Annotated in this window: 15 protein-coding genes, 2 pseudogenes and 1 CRISPR repeat array; of the genes and pseudogenes, 11 read left to right on the top strand and 6 right to left on the bottom strand. The window is 73.3% G+C overall.

Annotated features, from left to right (window positions below):
• Positions 1-65 precede the first annotated feature (65 nt).
• Together ACVWNX_RS24930 and ACVWNX_RS24925 are read left to right on the top strand one after the other, a co-directional pair.
• Positions 66-455 (top strand): hypothetical protein, encoded by a 390-nt coding sequence (locus ACVWNX_RS24930; RefSeq protein ID WP_454410064.1) that lies wholly within the window; start codon positions 66-68, stop codon positions 453-455.
• On the top strand, positions 452-727 hold the full coding sequence (locus ACVWNX_RS24925) for a hypothetical protein (RefSeq protein ID WP_454410062.1): 276 nt from the start codon (positions 452-454) through the stop codon (positions 725-727). Before ACVWNX_RS24930 ends, ACVWNX_RS24925 begins: the two co-directional genes overlap by 4 nt.
• 17 nt (positions 728-744) lie before the next feature.
• On the opposite strand, the gene ACVWNX_RS24920 is transcribed toward ACVWNX_RS24925, so the two are convergent.
• The 3 genes and pseudogenes from ACVWNX_RS24920 to ACVWNX_RS24910 all read right to left on the bottom strand — a co-directional run.
• The gene (locus tag ACVWNX_RS24920) at positions 745-1314 is read right to left on the bottom strand and encodes a DUF4240 domain-containing protein (RefSeq protein ID WP_454414928.1); all 570 of its coding nucleotides are present in this window, start codon (positions 1312-1314) and stop codon (positions 745-747) included.
• Positions 1315-1410: 96 nt separating this feature from the next.
• Positions 1411-2880 carry an aldehyde dehydrogenase gene (locus tag ACVWNX_RS24915; RefSeq protein WP_454410061.1) on the bottom strand — a complete coding sequence of 490 codons (1470 nt, stop codon included), beginning with the start codon at positions 2878-2880 and terminating at the stop codon, positions 1411-1413.
• Positions 2881-3355: 475 nt separating this feature from the next.
• Positions 3356-3757: pseudogene (locus ACVWNX_RS24910) on the bottom strand (DnaJ family domain-containing protein); the annotation flags it as partial.
• 101 nt (positions 3758-3858) lie between these two features.
• On the opposite strand from ACVWNX_RS24910, the gene ACVWNX_RS24905 reads away from it, so the two are divergent.
• The 8 genes and pseudogenes from ACVWNX_RS24905 to ACVWNX_RS24870 all read left to right on the top strand — a co-directional run bounded on the left by ACVWNX_RS24905 (position 3859) and on the right by ACVWNX_RS24870 (position 14792).
• The gene (locus ACVWNX_RS24905; protein WP_454410059.1) at positions 3859-4254 is read left to right on the top strand and encodes a hypothetical protein; all 396 of its coding nucleotides are present in this window, start codon (positions 3859-3861) and stop codon (positions 4252-4254) included.
• 228 nt (positions 4255-4482) lie between these two features.
• A CRISPR array of direct repeats spans positions 4483-7619; the repeat unit is 29 nt; unit sequence GTGCTTCCCGCGCGAGCGGGGGTGGACCG.
• Positions 7620-7721: 102 nt separating this feature from the next.
• Positions 7722-8819, top strand: coding sequence for an asparagine synthase-related protein (locus ACVWNX_RS24900; RefSeq protein WP_454410057.1), 1098 nt, complete (start codon positions 7722-7724; stop codon positions 8817-8819).
• Complete coding sequence (locus ACVWNX_RS24895) at positions 8806-9102, top strand: PqqD family peptide modification chaperone (RefSeq protein WP_454410056.1); 297 nt, start codon at positions 8806-8808, stop codon at positions 9100-9102. The genes ACVWNX_RS24900 and ACVWNX_RS24895 overlap by 14 nt, the downstream gene beginning before the upstream one ends.
• Entirely contained in the window at positions 9099-9518 is a 420-nt protein-coding gene (locus ACVWNX_RS24890; RefSeq protein WP_454410055.1) for a lasso peptide biosynthesis B2 protein, read from the top strand. The genes ACVWNX_RS24895 and ACVWNX_RS24890 overlap by 4 nt, the downstream gene beginning before the upstream one ends.
• A gap of 128 nt (positions 9519-9646) precedes the next feature.
• Complete coding sequence (locus ACVWNX_RS24885) at positions 9647-11578, top strand: ATP-binding cassette domain-containing protein (protein WP_454410053.1); 1932 nt, start codon at positions 9647-9649, stop codon at positions 11576-11578.
• Positions 11579-11698: 120 nt separating this feature from the next.
• A pseudogene (locus ACVWNX_RS24880) lies at positions 11699-11925 on the top strand (site-specific integrase); the annotation flags it as partial.
• 83 nt (positions 11926-12008) lie between these two features.
• Positions 12009-12533: a hypothetical protein gene (locus ACVWNX_RS24875; protein WP_454410051.1), complete on the top strand. Its 525-nt coding sequence runs from the start codon at positions 12009-12011 to the stop codon at positions 12531-12533.
• A gap of 669 nt (positions 12534-13202) precedes the next feature.
• Positions 13203-14792, top strand: coding sequence for a phosphatidylinositol-specific phospholipase C domain-containing protein (locus ACVWNX_RS24870; RefSeq protein WP_454410050.1), 1590 nt, complete (start codon positions 13203-13205; stop codon positions 14790-14792).
• Between the two features lie 253 nt (positions 14793-15045).
• Here the strand turns inward: ACVWNX_RS24870 and ACVWNX_RS24865 are convergent, their stop codons facing one another.
• Complete coding sequence (locus tag ACVWNX_RS24865) at positions 15046-15720, bottom strand: O-methyltransferase (RefSeq protein ID WP_454410048.1); 675 nt, start codon at positions 15718-15720, stop codon at positions 15046-15048.
• Positions 15721-16266: 546 nt separating this feature from the next.
• Between ACVWNX_RS24865 and ACVWNX_RS24860 the strand changes: the two genes are divergently transcribed.
• Positions 16267-18534, top strand: a complete 2268-nt coding sequence (locus ACVWNX_RS24860; protein ID WP_454410047.1) for a bifunctional glycosyltransferase 87/phosphatase PAP2 family protein — start codon at positions 16267-16269, stop codon at positions 18532-18534.
• 175 nt (positions 18535-18709) lie between these two features.
• Here the strand turns inward: ACVWNX_RS24860 and ACVWNX_RS24855 are convergent, their stop codons facing one another.
• Positions 18710-20263, bottom strand: coding sequence for a hypothetical protein (locus ACVWNX_RS24855; RefSeq protein WP_454414927.1), 1554 nt, complete (start codon positions 20261-20263; stop codon positions 18710-18712).
• Positions 20264-20925: 662 nt separating this feature from the next.
• Positions 20926-21366, bottom strand: a complete 441-nt coding sequence (locus ACVWNX_RS24850) for an aggregation-promoting factor C-terminal-like domain-containing protein (RefSeq protein ID WP_454410045.1) — start codon at positions 21364-21366, stop codon at positions 20926-20928.
• Between the last annotated feature and the right edge of the window lie 96 nt (positions 21367-21462).

Genomic DNA, 21462 nt, shown 5'->3' with positions numbered 1-21462 from the left:
TGGACCGCTCGAACGGTCCACCCGGGGCTCCGCCAAGACAGCTTTCACTAGGAGCTGACCGACGTATGCGCGATCGTATCGCCCACGTACTCGTATGGGTGCTCGCCCATCTCCCCTTGACCCGCCGGGCCCGCCCCGGCCGCCACACCGCCGACCACCTCACCCAGCCCGAACCCGTCTCCGGTCGTCCCGTTGCCGCTCCGGACCCGGACCCGTGGCGGCGTCCCTGGACGGGCCCCAGCTCGGCCGAAGCCCTGGCCATCTTCCGAGCCGAAGAAGCCCGGTACCTGTCTCCGGAGCAACGCGAACGGTTCTACGCCACCGCCTTCGCGGAACGCGGCTACGACTACCCCTACCTGGCGGAAGGCGTCCACCAGGCCCCGGCCCGGCCACGGACGTCGGGCGCGGGAACGAGGCCGGGGCCGGGGCCGGGGACCAGGACGGCTGTGGCATGACCCGCGACGCGCTCCTCCTCGACGGCCCGCCCGCCGAAACCGGCGCCCACTGCTGCGTCTGCGGACGCTGGACCACCGCCCCCGTCGTCATCGGCTACACCAACCACAGCGGCCACGACGGCACCGGTGACGCCACGGGCACGGGACCCGGACCCAGCACCGCGCCCATCACCCACCACGCCTGCCCCCGTCACCTCGTCACCGGAGGCGAGTGCGTCGCGGACCACGTCCACGTCGACGTCCACGACGCACCGGCCCCGTCGGCGTGCTGAGGATCAACCGCTGAGCGTCAGTCCAGGAAGATCCCGGCGAGGCGCGGGAGGCGGCGGCGCGTCTCGTCCTCGTCGGTGACGTCCCACCGGATTCCGGTCGGCTCGGTGATCGCACCGAGCGGGCCGGCCTCCGGGGAAGCCTCCAACGCCTCGTCGAGCCCGTCCGGTTCACCGGTGAGACGCTGATGGGCCCGGTGGGCGACCCGGCTGAAGTCCTCGTTCCCGATGAGCACGTCCCCGCCGTCCCGCACCGCCGGATGGTCGGCGAGGGAGTCCGGATCGGCGAGCGCGCGCTCGTACCAGTACCGGCCGAACGAGACGAGGCCGTCGCGGAAGTCCATGAACCCGTCGTCGGACCACCAGCCCTCGATGAGGAACGCCGCCGCCCACAGGTCGTACCGGTAGGCGTGGTCGCGCAACTGCCACTGGCGCAGGGAGAACTGGACGATCTCGGCGGGCGTACGGCTCACCAGCCGCTCCTCGCACGCCCGCTCCATCGCCTCGCGCCGGTCGTCGGAGTCCAGCTCCAACGCGTCGACCTCGGCGCACGCCCCGTCGATCAGGGCCCAGAACTCCTCGACGTCCATCACGCCCCGAGTATGCCAAGCGCTCCACGTCGCTGACCCCGCCCCACCGCGCGGGAACGGCCTCAGGGCGTCCGTGGGCATCCGTCAGGCATCTGTTCAGGGGTTCGGGGTCCACCCGGCGGGCAGATGGATCATCTTGTGCTCGAAGTACGCGGCGTACCCCTCGGGGCCGAACTCCCGCCCCAGGCCGGAGTTCTTGTAGCCGCCGAACGGGCCGAGGACGTCGAGGGCGAAGGTGTTGACCGAGAAGGTGCCGGTGCGGACGCGGCGGGCGACGTCGAGGCCGTGCTCCGGGTCGGCCGTCCAGACGCTGCCGGACAGCCCGTACTCGGAGTCGTTGGCGATCCGCACCGCCTCCTCCTCGTCGTCGTACGGGAGGAGGCAGACCACCGGGCCGAAGATCTCCTCCCGGGCGACCCGCATGGAGTTGTCGACCCCGCCGAACAGCGTGGCCTCGACGTACCAGCCCCGGTCCAGGCCCGGGGGACGGCCGCCGCCCGCGAGGACCTTGGCGCCCTCGTCACGGCCTATCCGGATGTAGTCGAGGGAGCGGCGCTGCTGGCGTTCGGCGACCAGCGGCCCGAGGTGGGTGCCGGGGTCGAACGGGTCCCCGGCCCGCAGGGACCGCGCGGCGGCGGTGAAGGCGTCGGCGAACTCGTCGTGGCGGGTGCGGGGCACCAGGATGCGGGTCTGGGCCACGCACGCCTGGCCGCTGAGCAGCCACGCGGCGGGGGTGACGCCCGCGACGGCGGTCTCCGTGTCGGCGTCGGGCAGCACCACGGCCGCCGACTTGCCGCCCAGTTCCAGGGTGACGCGGGTGAGGTTGCGGGCGGCGACCTCCATCACCCGGCGGCCCCCGGCGACCGAGCCGGTGAACGACACCTTGTCCACGCCCGGGTGCCCCACCAGGTACTCGCTGACCTCGCGGTCGGCGCTGAGGATCGACAGCACGCCCTCGGGGAGCCCCGCCTCGGCGGCGGCCTCCGCGATGAGGTAGGCGTCGAGGGGGCTCTCCGGCGAGGTCTTCAGCACCACCGGGCACCCGGCGAGCAGCGCGGGCGCCAACTTGGCGGCGGCGGTGAACTGAGGGACGTTCCAGGGGACGACGGCGGCGACCACCCCGACCGGTTCGCGGCGCACCAGCAACTTGCCGGAGGCACCGTCCCGGGGCTCCTCGTGGACGAAGTCCCGCGCGACGGAGAGGGCCGCGTCCCACACCTTCAGCGCGCCGAGGGACTGCAAGCGCACGCTGACCGGGTACGGGGTGCCGACCTGGGCGGTGATCAGCCGGGCCATCTCCTCGTGACGGGCGGCGAGTCCGTCCCTGATCCGGCCCACGACGGCGAGCCGTTCGTCCAGGGAGGCGCGGGGCCAGGGCCCGTGGTCGAAGGCGTCCCGGGCGAGGGCGACCGCGCGGTCGACGTCGGCGCGAGAGGCGTGCGGGACCCGGGCGAAGACCTCGCCGGTGTGCGGGGAGACGACCTCTATGACGTCGTCGCCCAGCGGATCGGTCAGGACCCCGCCGATGAACAGCCGTCCGTGCTCGTGTTCCACTCGCTCGGTCATACCTGGAACCGCCTCCCCGCGCGGCGCCCGACGGCCCCGCCTCGGCCCGATACCCGTTCTCGGTACACACACCAGGGTCAGGTGTTCCCCGGTGCCCCGTACGTCAACCGGTCGCCCGACAGGCGCACACCGGCACGCGCCGGGCGCCGCCCCGGCGGTCGGGCCGCCCCGGCGGTCGGCCGACAGGGCCGACGGGACGGCGACGCCCGCTCCGGGCCGGGCAGGGCCAGAGCGAGCCGGGGATGGAACGGCCCAGGACGGGGGCGGGGCAGGGCGGGATGGACCAGGGCCGGACCGCTGCCGGGACGGGGACGGACTACGCGCCGCTGCCTCTGCTGTTGCTGTTGCTGTTGCCGTCGGCGCTGTCCCGGTTCCCGTCGCGACCCCTGTCCGGCCCCCTGTCCCGATCACTGTCCGAACAGGGGTCAGGGCGATCGCTGTCATCGTCCGAATCCGACGGACGACCGGACTGGGACTCGGCCCGTCGGGCGTGCCACTCGCGGGCGATCTCGTCCAGGTCGTACGGCTTGAGGCCGAGCGGCGGGCCGGGCGGCGGACGCAGCATCATGTCCAGGATGCGGGGGTTGACGGCGGCGACGATCCGGCGGGCCGCGTCGGCGGAGGGGGCGTCCCAGGCAGCGGCGAGCGCGTCCTCGGCCTCCTTGCGCAGGGCGAGGCTCGGCGGCAGGCTGCTCAGGCCCTCGCGGGCCATCTTGCGCCGGATCCACCACAGTTCGTCGTAGGGGGCCTCGGCACCCTCCTCGAACGGACGTCCCTCTCCGGAGAGCCCCGCGAACTCGCCGCGCTCCTGCGCGACCCTGATCTGGTGGTCCACCCATGACTCGAAACTCACGCCGGGTGGTTTTCGTTCGGTCATGTGGCCATTGTCCCAGAGGTCTCCCGTACGGCGGCGGGCTGTGCGACCCTCCCCCTGACCACGGTGACGTGCCGGGGGCCGACGGGACGAAGGAGCGCGGGGTGCTGGAGCTGACCATGGCGACGGTGTCGGAGGCGGACGCGGGCGCCACGGCGGGCATGCTGATGGCCGAGGAGTCGAGCGACCCGGGGGCGGTGCTGCGGGTGGGACGGGACCGGAGCGTGTGCCGCCTGGTCACCCCCGGCGACTGGCTGTTCGTGTCCCGGACCCACCTGGAGTTCCGCTGCGGAACGGACGGCGGCTGGACGGTGTCCTGGCTCCGGGGCTCCCAGACGGACCCGTCCTCGGAAGTCCGCCTCACCGTGGGCCGGGGCCCCTCCCAACCGATCGCCTACGGCGGCACGTCCCCGCTGCCCCAGGGCTCCTCCGGCGAGATCGTCATCCTGGACCGAACGGGCCCCCGCTCGGTGAACGTGGGCTTCTACCACGAGCACTAGACCGCCGCACCGGGCCCCGGAACGGCGAGAGCCCGCCACCCGGGGCCACAGGCCGACGAACCCGGCCCCGCCGCCCCGCCCCCGGCCCTGGCCGGTTCCTCACCGCTGTCGACCCGGACCATCGACTCTTCGCGGCACGGCTATTGAGTGGCTGGCATGATGGGGACGATGCCCCGGACGACGGTTAAAGAAACAGCAAAGCCCCTCTGAACCCCCAGCTCAGAAAGGGTGCTTCCCGCGCGAGCGGGGGTGAACCGTCCAGCGACAGGCCCAGCGGCAGGTCCACCGGGTGCTTCCCGCGCGAGCGGGGGTGAACCGTAGTCAGGCGCATGCCGACGCTGTTCCTGACCGTGCTTCCCGCGCGAGCGGGGGTGAACCGTAGTACGGGTAGAGGATGCGTTCGCGGCGGGGGTGCTTCCCGCGCGAGCGGGGGTGAACCGGCGACGGTGACGTGCCGGTCGGGGTCGTGGACGTGCTTCCCGCGCGAGCGGGGGTGAACCGGCCCCGGGCTCGGGGGTGACGGGGCCGTAGAAGTGCTTCCCGCGCGAGCGGGGGTGAACCGGCGATCCAGGCGCCGAGGCGGACCCCGTCAGCGTGCTTCCCGCGCGAGCGGGGGTGAACCGTGCCCGCCCTTGGTCTGCCACGTGGTCCGGTCGTGCTTCCCGCGCGAGCGGGGGTGAACCGAACACCACCGGGTCGACGGCGGGGTTGCGGGTGTGCTTCCCGCGCGAGCGGGGGTGAACCCTGCTCAAGGTCACCAACGTGCTCGCCGACCTCGTGCTTCCCGCGCGAGCGGGGGTGAACCGCCCCGTGCCGTCGGCGCCCTGCGGCCGGTGGCGTGCTTCCCGCGCGAGCGGGGGTGAACCGCAGAACCAGCGGTTCCCGCCGCCGGTCTACGAGTGCTTCCCGCGCGAGCGGGGGTGAACCGCCGTGTGAGCGAGGGCGCGCGCGCCCGGGGCCGTGCTTCCCGCGCGAGCGGGGGTGAACCGGCGGCTCTCCAGGACTTGCGGTTCATAGTGCGGTGCTTCCCGCGCGAGCGGGGGTGAACCGGACAGGGTGACGGCGACGGCGTCGTGGGCGGCGTGCTTCCCGCGCGAGCGGGGGTGAACCGACCGGCCTGGCCCGCCGCCCCGCGCGCAGGACGTGCTTCCCGCGCGAGCGGGGGTGAACCGCACGCCGACGCCATCGCGCTCCTGGACCACCCGTGCTTCCCGCGCGAGCGGGGGTGAACCGGTTCCCTACACCGCCCGCACCGAGCCCGAGGAGTGCTTCCCGCGCGAGCGGGGGTGAACCGCTGTCGACCAGGTGTGGGCGGGGCGTTCCGCGGTGCTTCCCGCGCGAGCGGGGGTGAACCGCCACCCCGGGGACTGCGTGGCGACGCGGCGGCGTGCTTCCCGCGCGAGCGGGGGTGAACCGATCTCGCGGGTGACCTCCGCGCCGATGCCGCGGTGCTTCCCGCGCGAGCGGGGGTGAACCGAACCTCGCCGAACTCCGCAACCACATCCGCGAGTGCTTCCCGCGCGAGCGGGGGTGAACCGCCGTCCGCCGGGCCCGCGCGTTCCTCCGCGCCGTGCTTCCCGCGCGAGCGGGGGTGAACCGCCACCCCGGGGACTGCGTGGCGACGCGGCGGCGTGCTTCCCGCGCGAGCGGGGGTGAACCGATCTCGCGGGTGACCTCCGCGCCGATGCCGCGGTGCTTCCCGCGCGAGCGGGGGTGAACCGAACCTCGCCGAACTCCGCAACCACATCCGCGAGTGCTTCCCGCGCGAGCGGGGGTGAACCGCCGTCCGCCGGGCCCGCGCGTTCCTCCGCGCCGTGCTTCCCGCGCGAGCGGGGGTGAACCGTCGGTCCGCGGGTTGACCAGGTTCGGCGTCAGGTGCTTCCCGCGCGAGCGGGGGTGAACCGCGGGCGATGCCGTCCGCGACGTCAGCCACGGAGTGCTTCCCGCGCGAGCGGGGGTGAACCGCGGGTCCTGATCGCGGGGACGTCCGGGTCGGGGTGCTTCCCGCGCGAGCGGGGGTGAACCGTCGTACGCGGTCAAGATCAGCTCGCCGCACCAGTGCTTCCCGCGCGAGCGGGGGTGAACCGGTCATCTCCCAGGAGGCGTGGGACGCGCTCGCGTGCTTCCCGCGCGAGCGGGGGTGAACCGCAGAAGCGCGACGCCTTCCTGGCCCAGATGCAGTGCTTCCCGCGCGAGCGGGGGTGGACCGCGAGCTCAGCCACGGAGGTCGGCTCCCTCGAAGTGCTTCCCGCGCGAGCGGGGGTGGACCGACCGACACGAGCGCGACGAACTCGCCCGGGGCGTGTTTCCCGCGCGAGCGGGGGTGGACCGGGCGAGGTCGAGATGGCCCGGTCGGCGTCGCGTGCTTCCCGCGCGAGCGGGGGTGGACCGTAGGTGACGAGGCGCGCGGTCGCGCTGGACGTGTGCTTCCCGCGCGAGCGGGGGTGGACCGGGTGCTGGGTGTGCGGGGAACTGGTTGTCGGCGTGTTTCCCGCGCGAGCGGGGGTGGACCGAGGTCTCCGAGGACGTGATGGGCAGTGGTCTGGTGTTTCCCGCGCGAGCGGGGGTGGACCGGTGTCGAGGTCCGCGCGGATCTGGTCCCCGATGTGTTTCCCGCGCGAGCGGGGGTGGACCGTGGCTGATTTCCCCTCTTCTCAATGAGCCTCAGTGTTTCCCGCGCGAGCGGGGGTGGACCGACGAGGCGCCCGTCGGGGCCGGGGGCGGTCACGTGCTTCCCGCGCGAGCGGGGGTGAACCGGTCTACTCCCGGTCGCCGCTCGCGTGGGAGGCGTGCTTCCCGCGCGAGCGGGGGTGGACCGAAAGCGGGGTGCGCTTTCCGGCTGATCTGCGCGTGCTTCCCGCGCGAGCGGGGGTGGACCTCTGGTAGGCGGGCGCCGCTACCTCTCGGGCGGGTGCTTCCCGCGCGAGCGGGGGTGGACCAGGCCGCGGAAAAGCCCCCCCTCCGCCGCGCGTGCTTCCCGCGCGAGCGGGGGTGGACCGCCGCCGGGCAGCGGCTTGCCCTCCCGGTAGGGGTGCTACCCGCGCGAGCGGGGGTGGACCGCTCAGCGCGATGCCGAGGGCCCGCAGGTGGTTGTGCTTCCCGCGCGAGCGGGGGTGGACCGGCGCTGTGGCTGGTCCACGGGCTGTGGGAGCGGTGCTTCCCGCGCGAGCGGGGGTGGACCGATCAGCGTCCTGACCAGGCCGTCGAACGTCTGGTGCTTCCCGCGCGAGCGGGGGTGGACCTCCGCCCCACCCCTCACATCACCCCTGGTCAGAGTGCTTCCCGCGCGAGGGGGGGTGGACCGTGGTCGTGGACCAGGTTGCGGACGGTCGGCGCGTGCTTCCCGCGCGAGCGGGGGTGGACCGGCTCCACGGGCGCGACGCGGCCTCGCCCCGGTCCGCGCTGTGCGCCCCAGGAGCAACGTGGAGGGCCAGCCGTCACAGGGCCTCGGTGGCGCCGACCCGCGAATGCGCAACGACGACCTGGCTTATGCCAGGCGTACAGCAGCGGCGGTTGCCGGAGTGCGGCACCACGTGTTCCGTGGCGGCGAGGACGTCGTGCTGTACGCGGGGCTGGAGGAGGCGGGGGTGGTGCCGGTGACGGACGAGCCGACTCTGTACACGGCGACCGCGGGCATCAAGCGGGCTCAGCTGGACCTCGTCGGCGGCCCGGGAGGTGTGTACTTCACCGGTGAGGGCGGAGACGTGGTCCTGTCGGCGTCGGCGGCGTATCTGGCCGACCTGTACCGGGCCAGGCGCCGCCGCGAGGCATGGCACCACACCCTCGGGCACGCCCGGGTGCGGCGGGTGAGCCCGCTGACGCTGTGGCGGCGGGTGAGGTTCCTCGCGGACGGCGGGGTGCCCGGAGGGTGGCGGCAAGCCGCCGACGCGATCCGTGCCGCAGGGGCGCCGCGCCCGGCTCGTGCGGTGACCTCGGAGGATGCCGCCCGTCAGGTGCTCTCGCCCTGCGCGCAGTGGATGACCCCCGAGGTCCGCGCGCTCCTGGCCGATCAGATCGGCACGGCGGCAGCGGCCGTGCCCCGCCACCGTGACGGTCTGGCGGACTGGACCGACCGGCAGGACCTGATCCGGATCGGCGCCAGTCTCTCCGGATGGCACGCGCTGGCCCGCGAGCACGACGTGGAACTGGCTACGCCGTACCTGGACAACGAGGTCATCCGGGCCTGCCTCGCCATCGAGGCGGCCGAACGGGGCGTGGCCGACCGGTACAAGCCGCTGCTGGCCGCCGCGTTCCCCGACGGTCCGGTGCCCGGGTTCGTCCTGGAGCGCACGACCAAGGGCGGGCTCGACCAGGTCGCGCACGCGGGACTCGTGCGGAATGCCGGTGTGCTCGCTGACCTCCTCGGCCCTTCCTCCCGGCTGGCCGCCCTCGGGCTCCTCCCGCCCGGCGGGATCGGCGGGGACGTGCGGGCGGCGGCCTCCGGCCTGCCGGGCGGTGCGGGAGCGATCCACTACGCGGTCGCGGCGGAACTCTGGCTCCGCCAGATCGCCTCCTTCCCGGCCCCGTGGACCGTGCGGGACGGGGATGGTCATGCGGTTGCGTAGCGGGGTGCACCCGATCCTCACCGGGACCGCCGGTGCGCTCCTGGACGAACGGTCCGGACGGTGGCTCCAGCTCTCCGGCACCGCCGCCGTCGCCCTCCGACTGCTCCTGGACAGCAACGACCACGCACAGGCCGTCGAGACGTACGCGGACCGGTTCGGCGTGTCCCCGGACGTCGCCGAGGGGGATCTCGCCGGGGTCGTGCGGGCGCTCGCGGACCGGGATCTGCTCCGCGAGCCGGGCCAGCGGAACGGGTGGCGGCTCGTTCGGAGGTGGTGGCGGTGACGTCGGTCGAGTCCTACCGGACCATACGGGCGGGGTCGGTGCGGGAGCGAGCGGCGGCCCGGCTGGGGCTGGTGGCCGCGGTGCTGCTGTTGCGGTTGCCGTTCCGGTGGACGGTCCGCGCCGTCCGGCTCGCCCGCCGGGTGGGGCGCCGCCCCTTGCCCGCGGAGCGGGCGCTGGTGATGGTGGAAGCGGTGCGGCACGCCGGGCGCCGCTGGCCGGTCCGTATCGCGTGTCTCGAATCGTCCCTCGGTGCCATGGTGGCCTGCGCGCTGCTCGGCAGGCGGCTGACCTGGTGCGTCGGAGCGCGCGTCGCACCGCCCGTCGAGTACCACGCCTGGGCCCAGGCCCCCGACGGGGCACCGGTCGGCGAGCACACCGAAGGGGGCTGGCACTATCTGCCCGCCCTGGAGATCTGATTCCGCACAGAATCACCCGTACGGGTGATTCTCGTTGAGTGACGGGGACGGATGACCTGCGGCAGGCCGTCCCGGCACGGGGAAAAGCGGTGCCGCCGCCATACCCGGTTGAGGGACACATGGTGCCCATGACCACCCCGCGGAACCCGCCCGCACCCCCGCCGGTGGATGTGCACCAGCAGCGCACCCTGGCGATGACCGGCCACGCCGTCGCCGCCGAACTGCCCGCCCTGCTCTCCCAAGCCGTCCGCCTGGCATGGCGGACCGACCGGCGCGCCGTGCTCGCGGTCGCCGCCGGCCAGACGGTCGCCGCGGCGGCCACGGCCGTCGCGCTGCTCGCCACCGCCGCCGCCCTCACCCACCTGCTCCAGGACCGGCCCTGGCGCGCGTCGGCGGACGCAGCCTGGCCCACCGTCCTCCTCCTGCTGCTCACCCTCGCCGCCCGCTACGCCGCCGCGAGCGCGGCCCGCATGGCGGCGGCACGGATCGGCCCCCGCTGTGTCACCGAGGCGAGCTACGCCGTCGTCGAAGGCGCGAACAAGCTGGAACTCGCGGCGTACGAGGAACCCGACGTAGCCGACGCCCTGGAAGCCGCCGAGGACGGCGCGCAGGCGATGGCCGACCTCGTGACCGACGCGCAAGGGGTGATCGCCTCCCTGGCGCAGATGGCGGCCGCCGTATCCGTTCTGGTGACGCTGCACCCGCTGCTGCTCCCCCTGGTGGTGCTCACCGCGGTGCCGAAGGCTGCGGCGACGATCCGCGCGGCCCGGATCGAGCACATGGTCCGGCACGAGACCCATCCGGACCGGCGCCTGCGGTACTACCTGTACCGGGAGACGACCAAGCGCCGCCCGGCCGCCGAGATCCGCGCCGCGAAGATGGCCCACTTCCTTCAGGGGCGGTTCCGTGAGGTGTCCCGTCGGCTGGACGCGGCGGTGCTCGCCGGGGTCCACCGGGCCGAACGCGCCCGGATCCTGGGCGATGCCGGGTCCGGGGCCGCGCAGCTCGCCACCTGGACCGCGCTCGGCGCCCTGGCCGCGACCGGCCGGGTCGAACCCGCCGCCGCGGGCGCCGCTGTCCTGGCCGTCCGCACCGTCAACGCCGCCCTCGCCGACGCCGCGAGCACCGCGGGGCGCCTGTTCCGCAGCGCCCTGTACGTCGGCGACTGGAACCGGTGGACCGCCCTCGCCGAACAGCACACCGCACGCCGCGGCACCCGGGCCGTCCCGGCCACCGGGCCCGCCGTCATCGAGGCACAGGACGTGACCTACACCTATCCGGGCGCCGCCCGGCCCGCGCTGGACGGTGTCACCGTCTCGGTGCGGCGCGGCGAGGTGGTCGCCCTGGTCGGGGAGAACGGGGCGGGCAAGTCCACCCTGATCCAGCTCCTCACCGGGCTCACCATCCCCGACACCGGCACCATGCGGTGGGACGGCCGCGACCTCGCCGACGCCGACCCCGCAACGGTATGGGAGCACGTCGCACTCGTGCCGCAGCGCTTCACCGAGTGGCCGTTGAGCGCCCGGGAGAACATCCAGTTGGGCACCCCCCGGCCCGGCGGCGACCACGCCGTCCACGCCGCCGCGGCCACCGCCAGCGCCGACAGCGTCATCGCCCGGCTCCCCCACGGCCTCGACACCTCGCTCGCCCCGTCCTGGGCCGACGGCCACGACCTCTCCGGTGGACAGTGGCAGCGCATCGCCCTGGCCCGCGCATTCCACAAGGACGCGGCCCTCCTGGTCCTGGACGAACCGACCTCCGCCCTCGACTCCCGTGCCGAGGCCGCCCTGTTCGCCACCATGCGGCAGATGGCCGCCGACCGCGCCACCATCCTGGTCACCCACCGTCTCATCAGCACCCGCCACGCCGACCGCATCATCGTCCTCCACCACGGACGCGTGGCCGAACAAGGCACCTTCGCCGAACTGTTGGCCCTGCCGGGCGGAATCTTCCGGGAGCTTTTGGCCCTGCAGGAAGGAGATCGACCCACCGAGCCCGCCTTGGCCGCCGTACTTCCCGCGCGAGCGGCGGTGGACCGTGGCCGTCCATCTGCTCCGTGATCAGGGGCCAGCACTTCCCTCGCGAGCGGGGGTGGACCGCAGGGCTGTACGACGCGCCCGACGACGCTGCGGTGCTTCCCGCGCGAGCGGGGGTGGACCGTGGAAAGCACCGCCACCAGCCGCCGGGGCGGCCAAGTTCGGGAGGACGTCCTGGAGACGGTCTACTGGGACGCTGGCACCGCGCGGCTCCCGCCCTGGCTGGACAGGGGCCGGACGCGCGGCCTGGTGTTCGTCACCCACCGCCGACTCAACCCGGGTAAGGGCGTGAACCCGCAGGCCCGTGTGCCCGAACACCGGCCTCGCCCACCCTCTCCTACGGCCAGGCCCGCGCGCTGCCGGGCGAGAACGTCCGGGCCGTCCATTTGCGAGGGCGGCCCGGGCCGGACATAGAGTGGGGTGAAAATATCTGAGGCATATTCAGGGGGGAACCATGCGTAAGACCATGCTCGTCGCCGTCCTCTCGGCGGCCACGCTGACGGTGTCGGCGCTCGCGGGCACGGCCCAGGCCGTTCCGGCGGCCAGCTGGAAGTGCACGACCTCGAAGAAGACTGTTGACCATCCTGGGTCGAGCGTCATATGGGACGACTTCGACTTCAAGGTCAAGACCTGCGCGAAGCGCTCCGGGGGCATCACCTACGCCAGCGTCAGCGTCGATGTCGACGGCCCGCCCGGGTTCTCCGGCTACAACGTCGTCAATTCCGCTCGCGTGGTGGTGCAGATCAAGCGCAGCGTCAGCGGTCCCGACCCTGTATCGGCCTTCACATACGGAACCGGCCTCGGCAGCAAGATGAACAGCCTCAATGGCAGCGGGAACACCCTGTACACCAGCCCGACGGCCTCCTACAGGGGCGCGGTCGGCTCCGGGTACTACGGTGACTCGGTGCTCCAGATCGACTGGAAGACCGATGGTCAGGGGCAGAAGAGCTACGACTTCGCAGCCTCCCCGATCGCCTGATACGGATCGCGGGCGCGCGGGGACGAGAGGCCCGACAGTGTCAACTTCCGGTGACACTGCCGGGCCTTACCGCTGCCCGCAGCAGGAGTGTCCGTGTCACCGTGGATTCCAGCGGGCTGACGAGCTGAGACCAGGGGCAGTGGGCGCCACCCCGCCGTCCTGGCCGGGAAGAGGCTCGCGTCCGCAGATTACGGACGCACGGTCCTGGCAGATAGTCAGTCGAGGGCGTGGTGGGTGGATCGCTGCGGCGATGCCGATGGCCCTGCGTTGACGGAGCCACCCCCGCGTGGGCGGGGCTGACGACGGCAATCCACGAGGCATCGCGCGGCCCGTCGAGCTACCCCGGTACCCGGTAGGAATGGGCTTCCCGCGCGAGCGGGAGTGAAGTGCCCCGGACAGGCACCGCCCCCGGCGAAGACTCCCCCCGAAGCAACCTCCAAAGCCCGCGTCCCCTCTTCACCGGCGGCGGGGCATCCAGGTGGGTTCTTCAACATGGTTGATACCGAATGCTGTTGAACTATTCTGAATGACCGTCAGGAGTGCGTTCGTCCTCGTCGTTCGCGCCGTGTCCTCCGAGGACGGGGCCGGGGACAGGGACGGGCCCGGGGCCTGGGGGTGGTGGTTCCGGGGTGCTCGGTCAGTGTCGTCGGCTTTCCGGAAGGGGCGCTCATGCCCATGCCCAGATCCTCCGTCCGGCACGGGGGTTCACCCGTGCCACCGGGGCGGTTCCGCCGCGTCGCGCGGCTCGCGGCCACCGCCGCCGCGAGCGGGGCCCTGCTGCTCGGGGGCGTCGCGAGCCCGGGGCCCGCCAGCGCGGCCGGATCGACCAAGGCCGACGCGTACAACGACATCGGGTCGACGGACCGGTCGAAGTGGATGAAGGGCGTCGCCGGGGACACCTGGCTGGCGTCCCTGTCCCTGCCGGGCACCCATGACACGCTCTCCCTCCACGGGGGCGTGTACGTGAAGACGCAGCAGGACTTCGGCGACAGCGCCAACACCCTGACGCGGCAGTTGGAACGGGGCATCCGGGCCATCGACATCCGGGTCCGCGTCACCGAGAACAAGTACTTCACGGTCCACCACGCGGCCTACTACCAGAAGGCCAACTTCGACGACGTCCTCACCAAGGCGCGGGACTTCCTCAGGAAGAACAGCAGCGAGACGGTCGTGATGCGGCTGAAGGCCGAGTGTCCCCGGGGCGACCGCGACATCCAGGACTGCGCCAACGATCCCAAGACGGTCACCAGCGGGCGGATCGAAGAGATCTTCAAGGAGTACCTCTCCCGGTACCCCGACCTCTTCTACGGTCCGTCGGTGTCCGGGGCGTCGAAGGCCTGGGTCCCCCGCCTGTCGGACGTCCGGGGGAAGATCGTGCTGGGCGCTTTCGACAGCATCGACCGGTCCGGTTCGTACGGGATCTCGAGCTTCGACGACCCGGACACCAACGAGGACTCCTGGTCGCTGGGCGACAGCGAGCGGAGGTGGGACGCGGCGCGGGCCAACCTCGATCAGGCGATGGGGGACGGCACCGGCAGGATGTTCGTGACCTACACCTCCGGCTCCGACGCGCCCTGGGCCTCCCCGGCCGCGTTCGCCGGTGGATACGTCCGCACCTACGGTGACACGACCATCACCTACCCCAGCATCAACTTCGAGTTGATGAAGTACCTCAACAACGGTGACGTGAACAGGCGCGTCGGCATCGTCATGATGGACTTCCCCGGCTGGGCGCTCATCGAGAACGTCATCGCGCGCAACAACCCGCACTTCGCCCAGAGCGGTCACCAGTCGATCTGGACGGTCAACGCGGACAAGACCTACGTCGACACCAGGTTCAACCGGTGCATGGTGCGGGGTCCGGAGTTCAACAGCGCGAAGACCGACGGACTGGTCACCCAGCGCGCGTGCCAGTCGACCGCCCCCGTCAGCCACCAGTGGCAGGCCGAGCGTCCCTCGGCCTACGACGGCAAGGGGTACCACTGGATCAGGTCCAGCAACGGCAAGTGCCTGACCGTCCCCTACAACGGGGGCACCCCGCCGCCGTCGGGCACCCAGCTGTACTGGTGGGGCTGCGAGACCCGCTGGTACTCGGGCAGCCAGCTGTGGAACGTCATCCCGACGCAGATCGAGGTCGGCGGGGTGCGGAAGAAGGCCTACAAGTTCATCAACGAGTGGACGGGCAAGTGCCTGACGGTCGACCCGGGCGCCGCCTCCACCTCCGGCGGCAAGGTGACCCACGACACCTGCCCCAGCTGACCCTCGTCGTCCCCGGACCCGTCCCCGGACCGGTGTGAGACCGGGGGCGGGGTCGGGGGGGCGGCGCGCGGCCCGGCCTGGTCGGTCCAGTTCAGGCCAGTTCGGTTCGGTCCGGTCGGGGCCGGTCCAGTCAGGTCCGGGCCGGTCGGATCCGGTCCGGTGCCCCCTCCTCGTCGCCACGGGGAGGGGGCACCGGCACGTCGTCCCTGGCGGGTCGCCGCCGTGCGGCGCGGCCGGTCGGTGAACGGTGGGGTCAGCCCGTGACCCGGGCCAGCAGGAAGCCGTCGTAGCCCTTGGCGCCGACCGTCTGGACGACGGTGGCGTCCAGGGTCGGGTGCGCGGCGGTGCGGGCGATCAGTTCGCGGGTGCCGACGACCGCCGGGTCGGTGCTGTCCGCGTCGGTGACGGCGCCGCCGCGCACCACGTTGTCGCAGACGATCACCGAGCCGGGGCGGGTGAGCCGGACCGCCCAGTCGAGGTAGTTCGGGTTGTTGACCTTGTCGGCGTCGATGAAGACGAAGTCGAACGGGTCGCCGCCCTCGGCCTCCAGCAGCGGCAGGGTCTCCAGGGCCGGACCCACCCGGACCTCGGTGACCCCGTCCAGCCCGGCGCGGGCCAGGTTGCGGCGGGCGACCTCCGCGTGCGCGGCCTGGTACTCCAGGGTGACCAGCCGTCCGCCGGCGGGCAGCGCCCGGGCCAGCCAGATGGTGCTGTAGCCGCCGAGGGTGCCGATCTCCAGGATGCGCCGGGCGCCCTGCGTCCGGGCGAGGAGCTGGAGCAGCTTCCCCTGGTTCGGGGCGACCGCGATCGCGGGCAGCCCCGCCGCGTCGCTGTCCCGCAGCGCCGCCTCCAGCGCCTCGTCGGCGGGGGCCAGCTCGGCCGTGAAGTAGTCGTCGACGGCGTTCCACCGGTCCTGCTGCTCGGTCATCTCCGCGCTCTCCGCTCTTCGCTGTACGCCCACGGTGGCTCCGGCGTCCCCCGCCGCCCCACGGACCCCGCCCGTGCGCAGACCACCAGGAAGAACCTATCCCGGGACGATCATCCTGTGGAGGTCCGGAAACCGGGCCGGGCGGGGTGGGAGCCCGGGGGCCGGGGGCCTTCGGGGCGGGGCTCCCGTGCCGGAGGGGGTCGGGGAGCCCGGTTCCCCGGGCGGCGGTGAGAGCTACCACACGCGGGAGGAAGCACCTCGGGCGCATAACGCCATCAAACGGGTGAAATACCATCGCGGAAACCGGCTGAACGACGGCCAGGATGTGATCGATGTCGCCCCTGGCGTTCGGCGGGGAGCCGATGCCGCACTATCGTCGTCCGTTCAAAGGTAAGGGGCCCGTCAGGTGAAGAGGGGGTGCCTGCGTCCCCTCCGGGGGGATGGTGCGAGCCTCTTCACCGTCGGCCCGTCGAGACGGCCGTACACAGCACGGCCGTACATCGATGAACGAAGTTGACCGAAACGGGGCGGGAGGGCCGACGCGGCGTGTCGAAAGCGGAGCACGGACCAGGTGATGTCTTGACGGCGGGATCGGGAGGACCGCCCGGACCGGCGGCGCACCCCCGGCTCGCGGCGGTCCGGGTCGGTCTGTGGGTGGTGGCGGCGCTGCTCGCCGTCCGGCAGCTCGCGATGGCGCTGCGGCAGCCGGACGGCGAACGCCTCATCGACCTGGAGACCTGGATCGGCCCGAACGGGGTGCTGCACGTCCCCGGGTCGCTGTACGACACCGGCGACTTCTCCGGCACCCCGTTCCACGGCCTGGCGCTCAAGCCGTTCGTCAGCTCCGCCGAGGCGAACCTCGGCGTCGGCTGGACCTTCGGCACCCTGCTGCTGGTCGCGGCCCTCGGACTGATCGTGTCGCGCGCCCTGCCGCAGCCGGTCTCCCGGCGCACCGCGCTGCTCGCCGCCCCGCTGGCGGTCTGTCTGCTGATGCTGTCGCTGCCGGTGCGCAACGCCCTGTACCTCGGGCAGACCAGCGTCATCCCCGTCCTGCTGGTCCTGCTCGGCTGCTTCGCCGTGCGCGGGGAGCGGGCCAGCGGCGTCCTCATCGGCGTCGGGGCCGCCTTCCAGCCGACCGTGCTGCTGTTCGCCCCGCTGCTGTGGCTGACCGGGCGCCGCACGGCCGCCGTGTCCGCCGGGGCCACCTTCGCCGGGGCCACCCTGCTCGCCTGGGCCGCGATGCCCGAGGACTCCTGGACCTACTGGGTCGAGGAGATCATGGGCGCCGGGCTCTCCGTCCACCCCGACGACCTCGCCAACCAGTCGCTGCACGGCGCGCTGCTGCGGTTCGGGCTGAGCGGGCCGCTGGAGTGGGCGGTGTTCCTGACGCTCGCCGCCGCCGTGGTCTTCTTCGGTCTGCGCCGGGCGGTGCGCTACGCCCGGGACGGACAGCTGCTGCTCGCCGTCGCCATCACCGGGTGCGTGGCGGTGGCCGTCTCCCCGACCGCCTGGCAGCACCAGCTGCTGTGGGTGCTGCTCACGGTCGTCGGACGGGCGGGCAAGCGGGCCGCCGACCGGCCGGTGTGGCCGGTCGCGGTGGTGCTGGTGATGACGCTCCCGGCGAAGATGATGCTGCCGAACATGCTGTTCGTGCACCCGCTGCGGGACAACGTCATCCTGGTCGCGGCGATCGCCGCCGCCTGTTTCGTGCCGTTCCTGTCGCGGACCTCGCCGCACTTCTCGGACCCGACGCCCACCCAGTACGCCGCGCCCGTCCCCGCCCGCTGGAAGTGGGTGCCGCTGGTGCCGTTCTGGCGGCGGGTGCTGAGCCGTCCGAACCTGCTGCTCGAACTGCTGCTGATCCGGGTCGGCTACTCCGCCTACTCGAAGGTGCGGCTGGCGGCCGCCTCCGGACGGGACACCGCCGAGGCGCACGCCACGCAGATCCACTCGATCGAGAAGACGCTGTTCCTCGACATCGAGCACTGGCTGAACCACGTGGTGGTGGACCGTCCGTGGCTGGAGGCGTTCTTCAACTTCTACTACACGTCGTTCCACTTCGTGGTGCCGCTGACCGTGCTGGGCGTGCTCTACGTCCGGCGGCCGGTGGACTTCCGCTGGGCGCGGACCGCCCTGGCCTTCGCCACCCTGCTGGCCCTGATCGGCTTCTGGGCGTACCCGCTGGCACCGCCGCGGCTGATGCCGGGCCTCGGGTTCGTCGACACCATCCACGGCGTCCAGGACTTCTCCAAGCCGGACTACGGGACCCTGACGGCGCTGACCAACCAGTACGCGGCGATGCCCTCGCTGCACTTCGGCTGGTCGCTGTGGTGCGGCGTGGTGATCGTCATCCTGGCGCCCAAGGCGTGGATGAAGGTGCTGGGCGCGCTGCACCCGACGCTGACCGTCCTGGTGATCATCGGTACGGCCAACCACTGGGTGCTGGACGCGGTGGGCGGCGCGGCCGTGGTCTCGGCGGGCTTCGGCCTCGGGTACCTGTTCGCCGGGCCGCGCGCCCGGAGCGCCACGGCGGCGGTGCAGAAGGAGAAGGAGAAGGAGGGCGACGGGGGTCCGGTGCGGATCCCCGGGCAGCAGGGGCCGCGCGAGGCCTCCGGCAAGCCCTCCGGTGAGTCGCTCGGCGAGCCCCTCAGCGGGGTGTCCGCCGGGGCCGTCTCCGGTGTCGTCTCCGGGGCCGGGGGCGGGGGCGTCTCCGGTTCCTCCGGTTCTCCGGGTGCCGCGAGTGGCCCGGGGGGCTCCGGGGGTTCGGCGGAGGCGTCCGGACCCGCGGCGGGCTCCGGGGGACGGAAGAGCTGACCCTCCGTACGGGTCGCGCGGCCCGTACGGCCCGGTTCTTCGTACGGCGGAGTGCGGCCGTACGGCCCGGTTCGTACGGCGTGCGGCCCGTACGGCTCACGCACAGGCGGAAGGGGTGGGACGCGGTCGTCGCGTCCCACCCCTTCCGTCGTGTCCGGCCCCGCCCCGGCGGGGGTCAGCCGCAGTCGTCCTCGGCCGGGCGGCTGGTCCAGGACGAGTCGATCCGGTAGTCGCCGGGCTCGGAGACGACCAGGCGGGTGTACTCGCCGTCGGGCTCCAGACAGGCCCCCTCGGCGCGCAGCCACGGCGAGTGGAAGACCCGGACGGTCGCCGATCCGGCGCGGTCCATCCGTACGGTCAGTCCGGCGCTGTCGGAGTCCACGACGGTGCCGGGCGCGGAGGCCAGCGGCACGGCGTCGCGCACCCGGTAGACCGTCCAGTGCTCGCCCCGCCACACCGGGTCCAGCCAGTCCGGCTCGGAGCGGACCAGCTTCGCCTCGGCCTCGGCGGGGCCGTCGGGGCGCCCGTCGTGCATGACCACGTAACCGACGGCCCAGCGGTCCAGCCACGCCCGGTAGGTGGTCTCGGAGAACGATCCGTCGTAGAAGAGCCGTCCGCGTTCCACGTCGAGCTGGCGGTTCCAGCCCCGGGCGAGGTTCATGTGCGCGGCGAAGGCGGTGGCCTCACGGTGGTTGCGGGCCGGGACGACCTCCACCCGGGTGCGGTCCGCCCCCAGCCGCTCCAGTTCCTCGATGACCTCTTCGGTGTCCTGGGCCCAGGCGGGCGGGTTGGTGGAGATGTAGAGGTCATGCACGGTCTTGGGGGTCAGCCAGGCCAGCGAGAAGACGAGCGCGGCGCCGAGCGCGATCCGCCGGACCCGGTCGGTGCCCGGCGCCAGCAGGGCGGCGAGCAGCACGGCGGGCGCGGCCAGCAGGGCGAGGCGCTCCACGTTGGTGCCGACCGGCGAGGCGATCAGATGGGTGAGGACGATCCCGACCGCGTAGACCGCGCCGGACAGCCGCACCACCTTCCAGTGCCGGGGCGCGGCGACCGCGACCACCACCGCGAAGAGGGCGGGCTCGACGATCCGGTGGGCGGGCATCGGCTGCTCGCCGGTGAACGGGAAGACCAGGGTGGTCAGACCGACGACCAGGGCCGGGGGCACCAGCAGGGCCAGTGCGGGTCCCCAGGTCCGCAGCAGGAACCAGGCGCCGCCGACGACGGCGAGGAAGAGTCCGGAGACCGGGCTGGCCATGGTGGACAGCAGCGCCAGCAGCGCGGCGGCGACGAGCCTGCGGCGCGGGCCGGTGAGGACGAGGACCGCGCCGAGCGCGAAGGCGACGCCGAGGGCGAAGGTGGTGCGGCCGGAGGCGACGTTGCACCAGAGGGCCACCGACAGCAGCAGGGCGGGGCCGAGGGGACGGCGGTAGCCGGTGCGTTCGACGAGCAGGGCGGCCAGCCAGGTGGCGGCGATCCCGGAGACGACGGTGACCGTGCGGACCCCGAAGGTCGTCATCAGGACCGGGGACAGCAGGCTGTAGTTGGGGACGTGCATCCCGCCGTACCAGGACAGGTTGTACGGGGCGTCCGGGTGGGCGCTGGCGAAGGCGGTCCACGCCTCCTGCGCGGCGAGGTCGCCGCCGCCCGTGCCGAGGAACAGGAACCACACCGCGTAGAACGGCAGGGCGGGCAGCGTGGCGAGCAGCGGTGTCCGGTAGCGGCGGGCCAGGGCGGCGGCCCGGCCGGGGCGGGCCTCCGGTGCCTTCCGGGCGGTGTCCGCACCGGGGCCGGTGGCCTTGTCCGGGACGGTTCCGGGGCCGGTACCGGGGTCCGTGTCCGTCCCGGGGTCCGGGTCCGTCCCGGTGCCGCCGCCCGTGCCCCGGTCCGGTCCGGGGGCGGTCCTCGTCCCGGTTGGCGGGGAGGCGGGGGACGGAACCCTGGGCGCGGTGGCCGTGGAGGCGGTGGCCGTGGAGGCCGCCGGTCCGGGCGCGGAGCCGTTGGTGGCCGTCGCCGTCGGGGACGGGGACGGTCCGGGCGCCGGGGCCGTGGAACCCGTGGGCTCCGGGCGGGCCGCTCCGGCGGGGGTCGCGGAGGCGGGTGCCGTCTCCCTGGGGGCGGGGTCCTTGCGGGGCGAGGGGACGGGGGGTGACGGCTCGGCGACCACGGGTGTCCTTTTCGTCCGTTCTGCTGGGGCCGGAAAGGGCCACGGGTGTGCGAGGGGCCCCGTCAGCCTAGACGCGCCGTCCGGGGGAAACGTTCGCAGCCCTCCGGACAGCGGGGAGGCCGGGCACGGGCACCGGGCCGGGCACCGGGCCGGGCACACGACCGAGGACGGCGGCACCCTGGTGGGTGCCGCCGTCCTCGGTGGTTCGCTCGGACGCGGGGGACGGCTCAGTACCAGCCGTTGGACTTCCAGAAGCTCCAGGCGTCGACGGGGCTGCCGTAGCGGTCCTCCATGTAGTCGATGCCCCACTTGATCTGGGTCTCGGCGTTGGTGCGCCAGTCAGAGCCGTGGGTGGACATCTTGGAGCCGGGCAGCGCCTGGACCAGGCCGTAGGCGCCGGAGGAGGAGTTCTGGGCCGTGACGTTCCAGTTGGACTCACGGGTCACGATCTTCTCGAACGCGTTGTACTGCGCGTCGTTCGGCAGCAGCTTCTTCGCGATCGCCTTCGCCGAGGTCACCTTGGCCTGCGCGGCGGTCGGGGCGGCGGCCTGGGCCGGGGCGGCGGCGAGCACCATTCCGGTCGTGGCGGCGGCGACGGCGACACCGGTGAGGGCCTTCTTCGAGGCGATGCGGCGGAACAGGGAAGCGGAGGCGAAGGAGACGGACACTGCGGACCTTCCGGTCGGGGACTGGGACGGTCGCCCGCCCTTCCGCGGCTCCGGCCGGGGCCGGTGCCTCCCGGTGCGAACCGGGGGTGGGAAAGC

The sequence above is a fragment of the Streptomyces sp. JNUCC 64 genome, assembly GCF_054484115.1.
Note: the sequence above shows the minus strand (reverse complement) of the source record. Positions and strands in the feature narration are given on the sequence as shown.

What these genes read in the sequence shown, in the direction of transcription:
- ACVWNX_RS24895 (WP_454410056.1), top strand. Translation starts at nt 8,806, where the DNA reads ATGCGGTTGCGTAGCGGGGTGCACCCGATCCTCACCGGGACCGCCGGT.
- ACVWNX_RS24875 (WP_454410051.1), top strand. Translation starts at nt 12,009, where the DNA reads ATGCGTAAGACCATGCTCGTCGCCGTCCTCTCGGCGGCCACGCTGACG.
- ACVWNX_RS24885 (WP_454410053.1), top strand. Translation starts at nt 9,647, where the DNA reads ATGACCACCCCGCGGAACCCGCCCGCACCCCCGCCGGTGGATGTGCAC.
- ACVWNX_RS24920 (WP_454414928.1), bottom strand. Translation starts at nt 1,314, where the DNA reads ATGGACGTCGAGGAGTTCTGGGCCCTGATCGACGGGGCGTGCGCCGAG.
- ACVWNX_RS24915 (WP_454410061.1), bottom strand. Translation starts at nt 2,880, where the DNA reads ATGACCGAGCGAGTGGAACACGAGCACGGACGGCTGTTCATCGGCGGG.
- ACVWNX_RS24870 (WP_454410050.1), top strand. Translation starts at nt 13,203, where the DNA reads ATGCCCATGCCCAGATCCTCCGTCCGGCACGGGGGTTCACCCGTGCCA.
- ACVWNX_RS24930 (WP_454410064.1), top strand. Translation starts at nt 66, where the DNA reads ATGCGCGATCGTATCGCCCACGTACTCGTATGGGTGCTCGCCCATCTC.
- ACVWNX_RS24865 (WP_454410048.1), bottom strand. Translation starts at nt 15,720, where the DNA reads ATGACCGAGCAGCAGGACCGGTGGAACGCCGTCGACGACTACTTCACG.
- ACVWNX_RS24900 (WP_454410057.1), top strand. Translation starts at nt 7,722, where the DNA reads ATGCGCAACGACGACCTGGCTTATGCCAGGCGTACAGCAGCGGCGGTT.
- ACVWNX_RS24925 (WP_454410062.1), top strand. Translation starts at nt 452, where the DNA reads ATGACCCGCGACGCGCTCCTCCTCGACGGCCCGCCCGCCGAAACCGGC.